The following is a 15,299-nucleotide window of genomic DNA, read 5'->3' on the forward strand; positions in this document are numbered from 1 at the left end:
GTTCTTATATTTCGGTGGTCCGTTCTGGTCGGCTGCGTGGTGGTGGCTTTCTTCTCCACCTGGGTGCGGCTTGCCCAGGAGGCAGCCGACGGAGCCATCACCGCATATGTTTTCGTGCTGCCGCTGCTGGCAGTGGTTGCGGCTCAGGGCGTGGCGCGGCGACGAGCCGACGAATTGCCCATCCACGACCGCCAGACCGACAACATAGTCGGCGGCATCGCGTTGCTGGTTTCCATCGCGATCAAGGCGCTGTGGCTACCCCGGTACGCAGACCAGTACGAACTCGCCCACCTGGATGTCTTGGCGGCACTTGCCTTCTTCTTCGGCGGGGCGATTCTGATGTTCGGGCTGCGGCCGGTCGGACGATTCTGGTCTGTGTGGCTGTTGCTGTTGGCGTTGAGTCCGCTGGGCTACCGGTTGGCCGCCATCGGATTCGGTGGCAGCAGGTTTGCGTATGCGGCGGTGATGGTGCTGCTGGCCGGCATCGCAGGTGCCATTGCCGTCGGCCGAACCGCACGTCGGGGTTGGCTGGGCTTCGGGTGCACGGTGTCGACCGGATTCGTCGTTGCCGCAGTCATGTTGGCCATGTGGCCGCAGGTCGACATCGTCTGGTTGCAGCTCGTCCCGACCGTCGGCGCAGCCGCGGTCACGGGAGGTGTCTTCTATGTCGTGGCCCGTCGTGGTCGGTTCGACGCCCGGCAGCCGCGCCGGGTCGGGTCGCTCACGGCGAAGTGGTCGCCGAGCTCGAAGGCCGTTGCGATCGTTGCTGCGGTAGTTCTGTTCTTCGTTCCTCTGCCCGGTCGAATGGAGTTGTCGACGGTTGCGGGACCACCGGGACCCGTATCCGAGCCTCTCATGCCACCCGTTGGCTTCACCCGAACGGACCTGCAGGAATTCGACTGGGTGCGGGCATTTTTCGGGCAATCGTCGTCGTTGGTTCGGCAAACCATGCGTGCAGACGTCGGAAATCCCGCATGGGATGTTCGTGGGCGGCCACGGACGGTGGTGGTCGACGTGTTGTCCACTGCGAATCGGGCCAGTCTTGCTGTGTACCCGGAGAGCACGCTCTATCGGCTCTCCAACACCCGTACGAGCCATCCGCTGCGCATCGATCTCGGTCGCGGAGTGACGGGTTCCTTGTACACCTCCGTCAGTGACGCTCTGTTGCTCACCTGGACGAAGCTCGTATTCGATTGGGAACGAGGCGATGTGACGCAGCGCGTGACCATCATCAGCGTCGACAACCACGATGCCGATGCCGAGTTCCCACAACCGATGCCGTCGATGGCGTCGAATCTCGGAACTGCAATCGGGACGTTTCTGCGTGGGAATGCGGTGTCCGTCGACGACGATCCGGAGTACAAGGATCTTGAACTGCTGACCACCTTCGGGACCGGGTTGCTCCGCCAGCAGTGGCGCTCCGGGGACGGTTCGGCGAGATGAACGATTCTCGGAGTTCGCGGCCGTCGCCGCCCCGCGTCGGCACCGAAACGGCAGAGTTCAAAGCGGCGGCGCTCGACGATGCCATCAACGGACTGGCCGTCCGAAATCCGTTGGCTTCGGCTGCGATTGCTTTCGTGCCATGGCAGAAGTACACGGCGATCGTGGCTGCGGTGCTCCTCGTTGCCTGTGTGGTGTTCGCCCCGATCGGGACTCTGCTCGCGGTCACGGTTCTATGCACCATCGGATATCTCCTGGCAATGATCGACCGCCTCCTGCTGTTCTCCCGCGGTCTCGACGCTGCCGCAATCGTCACCGTGACCGACGAGCAGGCTCGAGCGATTCCCGACGATCGGTTGCCGCTGTACACGATTCTGGTTCCGGCGTACGACGAGCCCGAGGTGGTGGGTGACCTCATTGCGGCGATGACGGGTCTGGACTATCCAGCCGAAAAGCTGCAGGTCCTGTTGCTGCTCGAAGAGGACGACGACGTCACCATCGAGGCCGCTGCGCGCAGCGGCGTCAGCGATCTCGTCGACGTCGTGCTGGTGCCTGCCGGCGATCCCCGCACCAAGCCGAAAGCCTGCAACTACGGCCTGCATTTCGCGACCGGGTCGATCGTGACGATTTTCGATGCCGAGGATCTGCCCGAGCAATTGCAGCTGCGTCGTGTCGTGGCGGCATTCGAGCGGCTGCCCGACACCGTGGCCTGTGTTCAGGCAAAGCTGGCGTTCCACAACGGTTCTCAGAATTTGCTGACCGGATGGTTCACCGCGGACTATGCACTGTGGTTCGGATACCTGCTACCGGGTCTGATGGCCAGCACGTCGCCGATCCCCCTCGGCGGAACCTCCAATCATCTTCGGCGCGATGTCATCGACGAGGTCGGTGCCTGGGACGGGTTCAACGTCACCGAGGATGCCGACCTCGGTGTCCGAATCGCGGCCTCGGGCTATTCCACGGCGGTTCTGGACTCGACCACCCTCGAAGAGGCGAACAGCGATCCGATCAACTGGGTACGCCAGCGGTCCCGTTGGTACAAAGGCTATTTGCAGACCTGGCTGGTGCACATGCGCAGGCCGCTCGCGACCGTTCGCGTGCTCGGACCGGTGGGCACCTACAGATTCACCCTGCTACTCGCGGGAACGCCCATCACCGCGTGCATCAACATGGTTTTCTGGTTCACCACGGCAGCGTGGATTCTCGGCCAGCCGACGCTGATCGCGCAACTCTTTCCGCCGTACATCTACTACTTCTCGTTGTTGTCTCTGGTGGTGGGCAACATCGCCACGATCTACATGTACTTGATCGCAAGCAGGGAGAGCGACAACGCCTACCTGTTGGTTCCGAGCCTCACGATGCCCCTGTACTGGGTGATGATGAGCGTGGCGTCCATCAAGGGCTGTTGGCAGTTGGTACGTAATCCGTCCTACTGGGAGAAAACTTTTCACGGCCTGTCCGGACCCGCGCCGGAGACCGGCCCCAGCGAGGAGCAGACCCCATGACGTCGCGGACCCCAGCGGTCGTGTTCGGTACCGCTCTGGCGGGCTACCTGGCGGTGGGACTGACTCTGAGCATGCGGTTCGGCTACATGCTGGGGGATGCGCTGTCGCGAACCTCGGCTGCGCAGGCGGTGTTGCTCAGCCGGGATCCGCACGTCTCTGCCATCGGGTTCATCTTCACGCCGTTGACCGCGCTGGCACAATTGCCGATTGTCGCCTTCGCATCCAGGTGGCCGGGTATCACCCGGTGGAACATCTCGGGTATTGCCGTGTCGGCTGTGTTCATGGCCGGTGCAGTGGTGATGATCCACGGAATCTGCCGAGATCGTGGACTTCCCGGTCGTTACTGCCTACTGGTCACGGTGTTGTTCGCGGTCAACCCGATGATCGTCTTCTACGGAGCCAACGGCATGAGCGAGGCCGGGTTCCTGTTCTGTATGTGCTGGGCGGTGCGGCGGTTGATTCGATGGGTCGGCACCGACGATGTGCACGATCTCGTTCTGGTCGGCATCGCTCTGGCGCTCGCCTTCCTCACCCGCTACGAGGGTGTCGTCCCGATAGCGCTCACCGCGGTGCTCGTGGCGGCCGTCACGGCACTCCGCCGGGGTCGAGTGCATTGGAAAGAGATGCGGCGCAGAGCAATTCTCGACGCTGTACTCGTTGCCGGCCCCGGTGCGGCAGCCTTCCTGGTCTGGATTACCACGAGCTGGTTGATCACCGGCGAAGCGCTCGCGCAGCTGTCCTCCAGCTACGGAAACGCCGCGATTCTGGCGCAGTCCGGTGGGTCCAGTGGCGACTTGTTGAGCACCGGCCTGTTCTCCCTCGCTGCAATGATTGCCTTGGGGCCGACGTTGGCGGTGTCTCTACCGCTCGCGACGGTACTGGCGATACGTCGCCGGGATCTCGAGTTCTTGGTTGCCCCCGTGCTTCTGGGCGGGGTGCTCGCATTTCAGGCTGCGAGCTACATCACCGGCTCCACGTTCGGCTTCCTGAGATTCTTCGTGTGCGCCGTACCTCTGGCCGCTGTGGTTGCGGTGCAGCTGTTTCCGGCCGGTCCAGACCTGGCCACCCGACGCGCGGGTGCGTACCGAAGGAACCGCCCCGCCTTGCCTGCCCTGCGTTCCGTGGCCGCGGCCGGGGTCGTCCTTCTCTGTGCACTCGGTCTTCCGATCACCGGGTGGGCGATGGTGCAGCCGTCGTTGTCGAGTCAGCAGTACGCACTCGGGGCGCTCTTCGACCGAAATCCCTCGGCCGACGACCCTCGGGCTGTGGCAGCCCGGCGAATCATCGACTCGTTCTCCACCGAACGCCGACTCGCCTCTTATCTCGACAGTCAGGATCTACCCGAGGGCTCGATCCTGGTCGACACCGTCTACGGGTTTGCCGTCGTGGCGGCGTCGGAGCACCCGACCCGGTTCGTGATTCCGTCCGACCTCGACTTCACCAAGATTCTCAACGACCCGGCAACCGGAGGCGTGCGATATCTGTTGACCGTGCCGAACGAGGGCCGCGGGGTATCCGATGCGATCAACCGGCGGTACCCCACCATTTACGACAACGGCGCAGAACTGTATCCACTCGTTCTCGAAGTACCGAACGATGGTGCCGATCAACCGAACTGGCGCCTGTATCAGGTGCCAGGCTGACCGGTCGCTGCTACAGCACCTGCGAGAGGAATGTCTTCAGTCGATCGGTGTGCGGGTCATCGAAGAGTTGCTCCGGTGTACCGGTTTCGACGGCGCTGCCGTGATCCATGAACAGGACCTTGTTCGACACCGACCGAGCGAAGCCCATTTCGTGGGTCACCACGACCATCGTCATGCCGCCCTTGGCGAGGTCGGCCATCAATGCCAGCACTCCCTTGACCAGTTCCGGGTCAAGCGCAGAGGTGGCCTCGTCGAAGAACATCACCTCGGGCTTCATGGCCAGTGCTCGCGCGATGGCGACGCGCTGCTGCTGGCCGCCGGAGAGATTGCCCGGACGCGAATCCGCCTTGTTGGCCAGGCCCACCAGTTCGAGCTGCTCCATCGCGGCCGCGCGCGCCGCATCCTTCTTGAGCCCCAGCAGCTTCTGCGGCCCGAGCGCGATGTTGTCGGCGACGGTCTTGTGCGGGAACAGGTTGAAGTGCTGGAACACCATGCCGATGCGTTGACGAAGTTCGTCGGGATTGTCCTTCAGCACCGACTTGCCGTCGAGCAGTATGTCTCCCTGCTCGGGCTCGTGCAGGCGATTGAGGGCCCGCAACAGCGTGGACTTACCGGAGCCCGAAGGCCCGATGACAGTGGTGGTCTTACCTGCGTCGACATGCAGGCTCACCCCACGCAGAACCTTGTTGGTGCCGAACGACAGGTGAATGTCCTTGCCGGTCAGAGAAACTGAAGTCACGTCGGCTACCTCTCCACCACGATGGATGTTTCGACGGGACCGAGGGTGCCCGAGGTGTCGGCCTTACCGGATCGCAGGCGTCGGTCGATGTAATTGACCAGGTGCGTCAGCGGGATGGTCAGGATGAGATAGAACAATCCGGCGGCCAGCAGCGGCGAGAGATTGCCGGTCTGGGCGGCGGTGTCCTGGCCGACGCGGAACAATTCTCGTTGCGAGGCAAGCAGACCCAGGAAGTAGATCAGCGAGCTGTCCTTGATCAACGAGATGAACTGGTTGACGATCGCAGGCAGCACGCGCCGAATGCCCTGTGGCACGACCACCAGGTTCATGGACCGTCGATAGCTGAAACCCAGTGCGCGGGAGGCTTCGAGCTGCCCGGAGTCGACGCTCTGGATGCCGGAGCGGAAGATCTCACCGAAGTAGGCCGCTGCCATCAACGACAGCGCCAGGATGCCCAACGGGAACGGGCTTCTACTGCCGGTGAATTGGGTCAGCGTCGGGCCGAACCCGAGGCCGATGAGCAGGATGACCACGGCGGCGGGTAGTCCACGAAAGATGTCCGTGTACACCCGCGCCGGCCACCGGAGCCAGCGGGTGCGGGAAATACCCGCCACCGCCAGCCCGAGTCCGATCACGGTACCGATCACTCCCGACGAGGCCGCCAGAATGAGGGTGTTCGGCAATCCGACCGTGACCAGTTTGGGAATGGTCTCGCCGATCAGTTCCCAATCGAAGAACGTGTCGTACAGATTCGACAGAGTGCTCATGAGGTACGAGTGCCCTTACGACGCCGGCAGAACGGACGCCTTGCTGCCCGGCTTCCAGTCGGCGGGGACCTCGCGGTCCGGGTACCACTGCTTCTCGAGCGTGCTCCAGGTGCCGTCGTCGACCACGGCGTCGAGGCCGGCGTTCAGCGCGTCGATCAACGGCTGATTGTCCTTGGCGACGGCGTACGCGGTGAAGTTGGTGGTGTTGATGGTCTTCTCCAGGATGGAGACACCGTCCTCGGTCTTGACCTGACCGGTTGCCTGCTGCGACGGTGCGACCCAGGCGTCGACCTGACCGGACTTCACGTTCGCGTACGCGGTGTTGTAATCCGGGAACCGCACCGGCTCGATGCCGAGGGTGTTGGTGACGTAGTCGTCCTGCACGGTGCCCTGCACCACGGCGATGCGCTGATCGGCGTTCAACTCGGCGATCGTCTTGATCGAGTAGTCGTTCTTCGCGACCAAGGCCATCTCGCCGAAGTCGTACCCGTTGGTGAAGCCGACGGTCTGACGACGGGCGTCCGTGGTCGAGATGGACGACGAACCGGCGTCGTAGACCTTGTTGTTGACCGCTGCGAGCAGGCCCGAGAACTCGGTCGCCGAGAACTCGACGGTGAGGTTCAGCTTGGCCGCGACGGCTTTGAGCAGCTCGTTGTCGAAGCCGGTGAAGTTGCCTGCATCGTCGATGAAGATGTTCGGCGGCGCGTCGGACAGGGTGCCGACGTACAACGTCCCCGGCTTGATCAGACCGAGGTTCGCGGTGTCGATCTGATCGAGCGCGGTGACGCTGTCGGTCGTGTACTTGTCGAGCGAGGCCTGGTCGGAACCGGCCAGAGCGTTCTCGCCGGTGCCACCCGAGCTTCCGTCGGAACACGCGACGGCTCCGAGCGTGAGTGCGAGCGTCGCAGCAACTGCTGCGATGGCACGGCCTCGTAAACGACGTGTGTTCAAGATGAAGCTCCTAGGTGCAATCGGGAGGGACGAACGAGGCTATCGTGCCGATGGAGGCACACGACAATCACATTGCAGTTGTATGAAGCAACCCGCTTGTTCCCGAAATTCCCTCACCTCAATCGCGTTTAGCGGTGTGCGTCCCGCCACGCGATGGCCTCGCCCAGTTCCGTGAGGTCGTAATCCGGTCCCCCGGTACCGACGGTGAACAGCGTGGCTCCGGCGTCGACGAAGTCCTGTGCGGTGTCCGCGCCCGGCCACGAGACCGAGCGGGTGATGCCCGAGGTGTCCCGCCCGACGGTGGTGCCGTGCTCGGCGAGGATCTCGGATTTACGCTTCAGTGCATCGAGGTCGGCGAAGCTGTGCCAGATGTGGGCGTACTCGGCCACGAGCTTGAGGGTCTTCTTCTCACCGCCGCCGCCGATGAGGATCGGGATGTCGCGAGTCGGAGCTGGGTTACCGACGTCGAGGCGGTGCCGGATCCTGCCGAGGCTCTCCTTGAGCAGCGCCAGACGTGAACCGGCCGTACCGAATTCGTAGCCGAAGTTGTCGTAGTCTTTCTCGTTCCATCCGGCACCGATACCGAGAATCAGTCGGCCGCCGCTGATGTGGTCGACGGTGCGCGCCATGTCTGCCAGCAGGTCGGGGTTGCGGTAGCCACCTCCGGTGACGAGCGCGCCGATCTCCACGTTCGACGTCTGCTCGGCCCAGGCACCGAGCATCGTCCAGCACTCGTAATGCGCGCCGTCGAGGTCGCCGTACAGCGGATAGAAGTGGTCCCAATTGAAGACGATGTCGACCCCCGCGTCTTCGGACCGCAGCACCGCGTCGCGGATCAGCTGATAGTCGGGCGCGTGCTGGGGCTGAAGCTGAACACCGATCTTGACGGTCATGTACGTCTCCTCGTCGTGTGGGCTGTCTCACCCATGATGCACCTCGTTTCGCCCGATGCACGTCGACCGAGATCAGCCGACTCGTACTCCGCTCTCGGCCATCATCGCTCGGAGGACGAACCCGGCCTCGGAGCCGACGATGTCGCCGACCAACGTGATGTAGCGATCGACGAACTCTCCGCCGTGCTGTTGCTCGTCCTCGTCACCGAAGTGGTGAGCCAGTTCGTGGAGCACCACCAGCTCGCGCAGCGCCCAGGCCCGATTGCCTTGATGCAGGGGTACCGCGATGGTCGCGGCGTCGCGTTCGTAGTGGGCGGCACCCGATCCGGATCTGGCCCGAACGGTCACCGTCCGGCCGGCATCGGGCCAGGTAGTCGCAATCCAGTCCAGCGCCAGCACCGCATCGACATAGGTCTGCACGGATTTCAACGAGGCGAACTTCCGCTCGATCGGCAGCGTGATCTGTGAGCCCAACACCGTCACGACGCGGTTGTCGCGCTCCTCGGCTCGATCGAACATGACCCGCACCATCTGTTCGGCGTCGTACACCGCCGACCGCTGCGCATCCCTCGGTCTGCTCACTCGTCCAGCTTAAGCAGGTCGAGTTGTTTCCGTACCGGCGCTCGCCTATGGTTCAAGTGACAACGATTGTCGAAGTCATTCCCACTTCCAGGCTCAGGAGTTCGTCGTGCTCGTCGTCGAGAATCTCCGCATCGACGCCGGACGCACACGCATCGTCGACGGCGTCTCGTTCGAGATACCCACGGGTCGACGCGTCGGCCTGCTGGGCGCCTCGGGTTCGGGCAAGTCCTCCATTGCCTCGGCTCTGGTCGGATACCTCCCGCCGGGAATCACGTGTTCCGGTCGCGTCGTCGTCGACGGCCATGATGTCGCCGGTGTTCCGACCCCGCAGCGGCCGCGCACCGCACGCCCGGCGATGGTCTTCCAGGATTCCGCGACGGCGCTGAACCCGATGGTCACCGTCGGCGGGCAACTACGCACGCCCGACGCCGCCACGCTGCTCGCGCGAGTGGGGCTGCACGACACCGCGCGCGTCCTGGCCTCGCACCCACTCGAACTTTCGGGTGGTCAGCGTCAACGAGTCTGCATCGCACTGGCATTGGCGCGCGAGAGCTCGCTGGTGATCGCCGACGAACCGACGACGGCACTGGACGTCCTGAGTCAGGCGCGCGTTCTCGACGCTCTGCGGCAGGTGCCGTCGTTGCTACTGATCACCCACGACATCGCCGTCGCCGCGCAGTTGTGCGACCACCTGCTGGTACTCGATTCCGGCAGAATCATCGAATCCGGTTCCACTGCAACGGTACTCAAGAACCCATGCTCGGATCGAACGCGACAGATGATCGACGTCGCTCGGGCGGCTGACCCGTTCCGGCAGCTGGTTGCATCGTGAGCCTGGACGAGTCTGCCGGTTTGGTGGGTACGGCACTCACGCGGCAGTACGACCGGCACGGCACGTCGCACACCGCGTTGGATGCCGTCACGTTCGCGGTGCCGCCGACCGGGCGGATTGCCGTCGTCGGTGAATCCGGTTCCGGCAAAACGACATTGCTGCGCCTGCTGCTGGCCGTCGATGCCCCGAGCGGCGGAAAGATCTCGCTCGACGGGCGAGTCGTCCGACCCGGATCGGCCGGATCGCTACGGTGGTTCCGCCGCCGCGTGCAGTACATTCCGCAGGACCCGGCAACCAGCCTCGACCCGCGCCGCAGCGTCCTCGACCTCGTCGCTACTCCGCTACGCCTACTCGGTATCGAGGGTGATCACCGAGCCACGGCCACCGGCGCATTGTCTGCCGTCGGACTCGATGCGCACTTCTTGGCTCGCCGTTCGGCCGAGCTGTCCGGCGGACAGAAACAACGAGTCGCCATCGCCCGAGCCGTGGCCTGCGCGCCGCACTATCTGTTGGCGGACGAGCCGGTCAGTGGACTCGATCCCGACCTCCGAGAGCAGGTGCTCGATGTTCTTGCCGGCCTACCGGGTGCGCTGCTGATCGTCAGCCACGACCTGTCGGCCGTGGCCAGACTCTGCAGCGACGTGTCGGTGATGCAGGAGGGTCACATCGTCGAATCCGGTTCTGTCCGCAGCGTTCTCACTCGGCCCCAGCACGAGCACACCCGAGATCTGATCGACGCCGTTCCTCGGCTCACGTAACACAATCAGGAGCTACATTGACCAGCAACATGTTTCGCATCGGCGCGCTCGCAGCAGTGGGCACACTGACGCTCACCGGGTGCTTTTCGTCCAGTTCTGCCTCCTCCGACGACGGCGAGAACCGCGTGCGCGTGGCAATGCTGCAGCCACCTCGTTCGGGGTTGTCCCAGTTCAGTGACGACGCCTTCAAGCTGTCGCGCTGGTCCACCGCCGAGACGTTGATCGTTCTCGACGATCTCGGTGAGGCCGAGCCGGGTCTGGCCACCGCCTGGAACCGGGTGGACGATCGGACCTGGAGCTTCGACATCCGGCCGGACGTCACGTTCCACAACGGTGCCCCGCTCGACGCAGCGGCCGTCGTCACCGCGCTCACCGCAGCCACGCAGTCAGCACCCAAGCCGCGCATCCTCGACGGCGTCGAGATGACGGTGACCGCCACCGACGCCGACAGCGTCGCCGTGACCACTGCCGACGTCGATCCACTGGTACCGCAACGACTGTCGAGCCCACAGCTGGCCATCCTGGCACCCGACGCGTACTCGACGGGCAGCAGCAACCCGATCGGCACCGGCACCGGACCCTTCGTGTTGAAGGCCGTGAACGGCACGTCGACAGCAACTCTCGACCGCAACGAGAATTACTGGGGAGAGCCGGCGAAGGTCTCCGGCATCGACGTCGACTTCGTACCCGACGGCACGGCCCGCGCCGCCGCGCTGCGTAACGGCACAGCCGATGTGGTGGAGGCGATTCCGGTGTCGCAGGCCGCCAACGTCGATCAGGCACTCGTGCACGAGGTGCCGATGCCGCGCACCAACACGCTGTACCTGAACACCGCGTCCGGGGTCTTCGCAGACCCGGCCATGCGCGCAGCCGCCCGGGAGTCGATCGACCGCGACCGTCTGGTCGACCAGGTGTACGAGGGCCGCGCCGACGCCGCGAACGGACTGCTCGGCCCCGCTCTGCCGTGGGCCGCAGACCGGCCGTCGCGTACGCAGACCCCGGCCGGCGACGCCGCGGGCAAGAAGATCACCCTCGCCACGTTCACGGACCGAGCCGAACTCCCCGAGGTCGCGGTGCTGCTGCAGCAGGAGCTCGAAGCCAAGGGCTTCGTCGTCGAACAGGTCGTGCGCGAGTATCAGTTCATCGAAACCGATGCTCTCGCTGGTGCATTCGATGCGTTCATCCTTTCCCGCGCCACCGTGCTCGACTCTGGAGACCCGGCGGCGTACATGTACTCCGACTTCGCCTGCGAGGGATCGTTCAACATCTCGCAGTTCTGCGACCCGCAGGTCGACACCGCGCTGGCCGACGCCGCAGCCACCGAACCCGGCGACGCTCGCCGCACCGCGATCCTCGACGCCGAAAAACTGATCCTCGAAAAAGATGCTGCGGTACCGCTGCTGCACGAACGCGTCATCCAGGGAGAATCCGAGAACGTGACCGGCGTGGCCCGCGATCCACGCGAGCGCACGTTGATCACCAACCAGACCGCCTTCGAGTAGGCAGTGAGAACGACTGTCTCACGGCTGCTCTCGGTAGCGGGCGTCGTACTGCTCGTCGGGATGCTGCCGTGGTTGTCCGACCGAGATCCCGCACTGAGCATTCTGCGGGCACGCTCCGCCGAGCAAGAAGCGACGCCCGAGGCCCTCGCGGCCATCCGCAACGACCTCGGTCTCGACGAGGGGCCGCTACGGACATTCTGGAACTGGCTCACCGGCCTCGCGTCGGGCAATCCCGGAACATCCTGGAACACCGGCAAACCCGTACTGCCCGGGGCGCTCGAGGCACTGTCCGTCTCGCTGACCCTGATGGGTTTCGCGATGGTCGTCGCGCTCGTGACGGCCGCTCTCGTCGTCCTGCCGAGCATGCGGGCCGGGCTGCGCGGCACGCCGAAACGTACCGGCGGAAGCGTCGCCGCTGCCCTGACGTCCCTGCCCGAGTTCCTGCTCGCCTCGGTACTGGTGGTCGTCGGAGCAGTGTGGTTGTCGTTTCCGGCGTACGGGTGGAACGGGCCGGAATATGCGGTGCTACCCGCACTGGCACTGGGCCTTCCAGCGGGTGGATTGATCGGTCGTCTCCTCGCCGACGCAGTAGCCGTCACCTTCACCGAGGGATGGGTGACCACGTGGACGGTGGCCGGGTTCTCCCGGCGGCAGATCGCCCTCGCTGTGTTGCGCCGCGCCGTCCCCGGACTCGCGTCACAGGTCGGCTTGATCATGGTCGCCATGACGGGCGGTGCAGTGGCCGTCGAAAAGGTCTTCGCCATACCGGGATTGGGGCGCTCGACTCTCGGTGACGCGCAGTCGCAAGACCTGCCCGCCCTACAGATCGACATCTTGCTGCTGCTGGCCGTCAGTGCCGCCCTCGGTATCGCGGCGGAACTGTTACGCCGTCTACTGCTCGGCAGCGCACTGCACGAGAAGGCGATGCCAATTCCAGCCGGGGTGTTCCACCCCTCATCGCGTCGGTGGATCGTCCCGATAGCAGCCGCATCGATGCTCGCGGTCATGGTTCTGGTGGGGCTGCCACGAGACGGCCAGATCACCACCCGTGAGAAGTTCGCCCGACCATCGTCGACGTTCCCGTTCGGAACCGACGCGTCCGGCCGCGACCTGCTCGCCCGAGTGGCGGACGGGGCCGTGCGGTCGATCGGCCTGTCGCTGGCAGTCACGCTGGCGGCGTTGTGCGTCGGGGTACTGCTGGGGCTGATTCCCCGAGCGACCCGCGGCCTGGTGGAGGTCACCAATGCCGCACCGCCCGTCGTGACCGGCATCCTCATCGCCGCGATCTGGGGTCCGAGCGCCGGCGGGGCGGCTGTCGCGGTCCTGATCGTGACGTGGGCTCCACTCGCCGCGCACACCGCCGCACTCGTCGACGAGGCGCGAGCACAGCCCTACATCTCCATCTTGCCGACACTCGGTGCCGGGAACGGTCGAATCCTGTTCGGCTCCATCGTTCCCGGCGTGCTGCCGGCCGTGTTCCGGCACGCCATGATCCGCCTTCCCGGTGTCGCTCTGGCACTCGCCGCCCTCGGATTTCTGGGACTCGGTCCGCAACCTCCGACCGCGGATTGGGGACTGATCCTGTCCGACGGGGTAGCCGCCGTCGAGCGAGCACCGTGGGTCGCGGCAGCACCGCTGGCGTCGTTGATCGCACTGGCCGTCCTCGCCGTCTCCGTGGCCAGCGCGACGTCGGGGCGGGTGAGAACGACCGGTAGCGTTGTCGGGAAAGTCGATGCAGGAGGGCGCGTTACATGAGTTCGAGGACCGACAAGTCGCCGACGCGGTGGCGGTGGTCGTTTCTCGTCGACCTCGGGCGCGCCACGCCCACGGTGCGATTGCTGGTTCTCACCCAGATGACCTTCAACATCGGCTTTTTCATGGTGTTGCCGTATCTGTCGGTGCATCTGACGTCCGATCTGGGACTCGGAGCGGCACTCGTCGGTGTCGTCCTCGGTATCCGAACGTTCTCGCAGCAGGGCCTGTTCTTCGTGGGCGGCACCCTCGCCGATCGGTGGGGCATCAAGCCGGTGGTCCTCGTCGGCTGTGTCCTGCGGGTACTGGGGTTCCTGGGCCTGGCCGCGTTCGATTCTCTCGCCGGTGTCGTCGCCGCGACGGTGCTGGTCGGGTTCGCGGCCGCATTGTTCTCTCCCGCAGTGGAATCCGCGATCGCCATCGAAGCAGGCAAGAGCGAACGCAGCGGCGGTGCCACCCGAGTTCAGACCTTCGCGCTGTTGTCGGTGTGCAATCAGATCGGATCGTTCACCGGCCCGCTCATCGGATCTCTGCTGTTGTTGGCCGACTTTCGGATCGCATGTCTGACGGCCGCAGTCATTTTCGTCCTCGTCATCGCCGCACACATCACATGGCTACCGCGCGAGCCCGGCGAACACCGCGACGATCCGTGGCTCTCGGGCTGGACCGACGTGATCCGAAACCGCACCTTCGTGCTGTTCGCCGTCGCCATGAGCGCGCAGTTGGTGGCCTACAACCAGCTGTATCTGCTGCTCCCCCTCGAGGTCGAACGGGCCTGGGGATCCCAGACGGTACTCGGCTGGTTCTTCGCAATCTCCGCAGTACTCGTCGTCACGACGCAGTTGCCCATCACCCGACGCGTCGCCGCGGTCTCGCCGCGCATCACGCTGCCGATCGGATTCGCCGTCATGGCATTCTCTTTCGCGCTGGTGGCGATCCTCAGTCCTCTGGAGCTGACGGGTCTCGTCGGCCTCATTCCGGCCGCCCTGTTCGTGTTGCTGCTGGCACTGGGGCAGATGATCGCGATGCCGCAGGCGCGCGACCTCGTCCCCAAGATGGCTGCCGAACGGCGACTCGGCTCGTACTACGGATTCATGGCCTCGCTCGGCGGCATCGGGGTACTCCTCGGCTCGATCGCCGTGGGAGCGGTGATCGACGCCTCGCCCGACACCGGCTGGGGAGCAGCAATCCCATGGTTGGTCGCTGCGCTGTTCCCCATCGCCAGTGTCATCGGCCTGCGAATCGTGTTGGCTCGACTCGACTGAGTTGGTTCTGGTGTCGTCCAACTGACGCTCGAGTCGAGTGAGATGTTCGGTGATCAGTCGAGCGCGGGCATCGGGATCGGGTGTCTGCACGATTGCCCGCACCTCCCGCTCCGGCATCTGCATCTTCCGGAATCGACCGATGATCTGCGCGACCCCGACCTGATCGGTGGCGTAGTACCGATAGCCCGAGTAGTCGTCGACCGTCGCGGGTTCGAGCAGACCCGACTCGTGATAGCGACGCAGGGTCTTCACCGACAGATGGGTGATTCGCGAGAACTCGCCGATCGTCAGCAATCCGTTCATGCCCACATTCTCACCCCTCCCTGTGGGGGAGAGTCGACTCTCCCCCACAGGGAGGGGTGAGAATGTGGGCATGAACGGATTGCTGACGATCGGCGAGTTCTCGCGAATCACCCATCTGTCGGTGAAGACCCTGCGTCGCTATCACGAGTCGGGTCTGCTCGAACCCGCGACGGTCGACGACTACTCGGGCTATCGGTACTACGCCACCGATCAGGTCGGGGTCGCGCAGATCATCGGTCGATTCCGGAAGATGCAGATGCCGGAGCGGGAGGTGCGGGCAATCGTGCAGACACCCGATCCCGATGCCCGCGCTCGACTGATCACCGAACATCTCACTCGACTCGAGCGTCAGTTGGACGACACCAGG

The 15,299-nt window shown here is 64.7% G+C and carries 12 protein-coding genes and 2 pseudogenes; 9 read left to right on the top strand and 5 right to left on the bottom strand.

What is annotated here, in order from left to right:
* Window positions 1-36 precede the first annotated feature (36 nt).
* Genes CH262_RS18310 through CH262_RS18320 form a run of 3 tightly spaced genes read left to right on the top strand, consistent with a single transcriptional unit; the run spans window position 37 to window position 4,588 of the window.
* A complete protein-coding gene (locus CH262_RS18310) occupies window positions 37-1,443 on the top strand; it encodes a hypothetical protein (RefSeq protein WP_052056595.1) in 1,407 nt (468 codons plus the stop codon).
* Window positions 1,440-2,945 (top strand): glycosyltransferase, encoded by a 1,506-nt coding sequence (locus tag CH262_RS18315; RefSeq protein WP_032385414.1) that lies wholly within the window; start codon window positions 1,440-1,442, stop codon window positions 2,943-2,945. The genes CH262_RS18310 and CH262_RS18315 overlap by 4 nt, the downstream gene beginning before the upstream one ends.
* Window positions 2,942-4,588 (top strand): ArnT family glycosyltransferase, encoded by a 1,647-nt coding sequence (locus CH262_RS18320; RefSeq protein ID WP_052056593.1) that lies wholly within the window; start codon window positions 2,942-2,944, stop codon window positions 4,586-4,588. Before CH262_RS18315 ends, CH262_RS18320 begins: the two co-directional genes overlap by 4 nt.
* 10 nt (window positions 4,589-4,598) lie before the next feature.
* Here CH262_RS18320 and CH262_RS18325 read toward each other — a convergent pair whose 3' ends face one another.
* The 4 genes and pseudogenes from CH262_RS18325 to CH262_RS18345 all read right to left on the bottom strand — a co-directional run bounded on the left by CH262_RS18325 (window position 4,599) and on the right by CH262_RS18345 (window position 8,520).
* Window positions 4,599-5,327, bottom strand: coding sequence for an amino acid ABC transporter ATP-binding protein (locus tag CH262_RS18325; protein ID WP_179275037.1), 729 nt, complete (start codon window positions 5,325-5,327; stop codon window positions 4,599-4,601).
* Window positions 5,328-5,332: 5 nt separating this feature from the next.
* Window positions 5,333-7,048: pseudogene (locus CH262_RS27950) on the bottom strand (ABC transporter substrate-binding protein/permease).
* A 125-nt stretch (window positions 7,049-7,173) separates the two neighbouring features.
* Entirely contained in the window at window positions 7,174-7,938 is a 765-nt protein-coding gene (locus tag CH262_RS18340; RefSeq protein ID WP_027495043.1) for an LLM class F420-dependent oxidoreductase, read from the bottom strand.
* 72 nt (window positions 7,939-8,010) lie between these two features.
* Window positions 8,011-8,520, bottom strand: a complete 510-nt coding sequence (locus tag CH262_RS18345; protein ID WP_032385222.1) for a TIGR04338 family metallohydrolase — start codon at window positions 8,518-8,520, stop codon at window positions 8,011-8,013.
* Between the two features lie 106 nt (window positions 8,521-8,626).
* On the opposite strand from CH262_RS18345, the gene CH262_RS18350 reads away from it, so the two are divergent.
* The 5 genes from CH262_RS18350 to CH262_RS18370 are packed head-to-tail and all read left to right on the top strand — an operon-like array spanning window position 8,627 to window position 14,629.
* On the top strand, window positions 8,627-9,352 hold the full coding sequence (locus tag CH262_RS18350) for an ATP-binding cassette domain-containing protein (protein ID WP_032381855.1): 726 nt from the start codon (window positions 8,627-8,629) through the stop codon (window positions 9,350-9,352).
* Window positions 9,349-10,110, top strand: coding sequence for an ABC transporter ATP-binding protein (locus CH262_RS18355; protein ID WP_218829309.1), 762 nt, complete (start codon window positions 9,349-9,351; stop codon window positions 10,108-10,110). The genes CH262_RS18350 and CH262_RS18355 overlap by 4 nt, the downstream gene beginning before the upstream one ends.
* Before the next feature lie 17 nt (window positions 10,111-10,127).
* Window positions 10,128-11,612: an ABC transporter substrate-binding protein gene (locus CH262_RS18360; RefSeq protein WP_230591044.1), complete on the top strand. Its 1,485-nt coding sequence runs from the start codon at window positions 10,128-10,130 to the stop codon at window positions 11,610-11,612.
* A gap of 3 nt (window positions 11,613-11,615) precedes the next feature.
* Window positions 11,616-13,367 (top strand): ABC transporter permease subunit, encoded by a 1,752-nt coding sequence (locus tag CH262_RS18365; protein WP_218829310.1) that lies wholly within the window; start codon window positions 11,616-11,618, stop codon window positions 13,365-13,367.
* Entirely contained in the window at window positions 13,364-14,629 is a 1,266-nt protein-coding gene (locus tag CH262_RS18370) for an MDR family MFS transporter (RefSeq protein ID WP_032385221.1), read from the top strand. The genes CH262_RS18365 and CH262_RS18370 overlap by 4 nt, the downstream gene beginning before the upstream one ends.
* Window positions 14,630-14,773: 144 nt before the next feature.
* Here the strand turns inward: CH262_RS18370 and CH262_RS18375 are convergent.
* Window positions 14,774-15,004: pseudogene (locus CH262_RS18375) on the bottom strand (MerR family DNA-binding transcriptional regulator); the annotation flags it as partial.
* On the opposite strand from CH262_RS18375, the gene CH262_RS18380 reads away from it, so the two are divergent.
* A partial coding sequence (locus CH262_RS18380) for a MerR family transcriptional regulator (protein WP_143547129.1) occupies window positions 15,003-15,299 on the top strand: 297 nt, incomplete at its 3' end. The pseudogene CH262_RS18375 and the gene CH262_RS18380 overlap by 2 nt on opposite strands.

It is taken from the genome of Rhodococcus sp. 05-2255-1e (genome assembly GCF_002259025.1).
In the GTDB taxonomy this organism is placed as follows: domain Bacteria; phylum Actinomycetota; class Actinomycetes; order Mycobacteriales; family Mycobacteriaceae; genus Rhodococcoides; species Rhodococcoides fascians.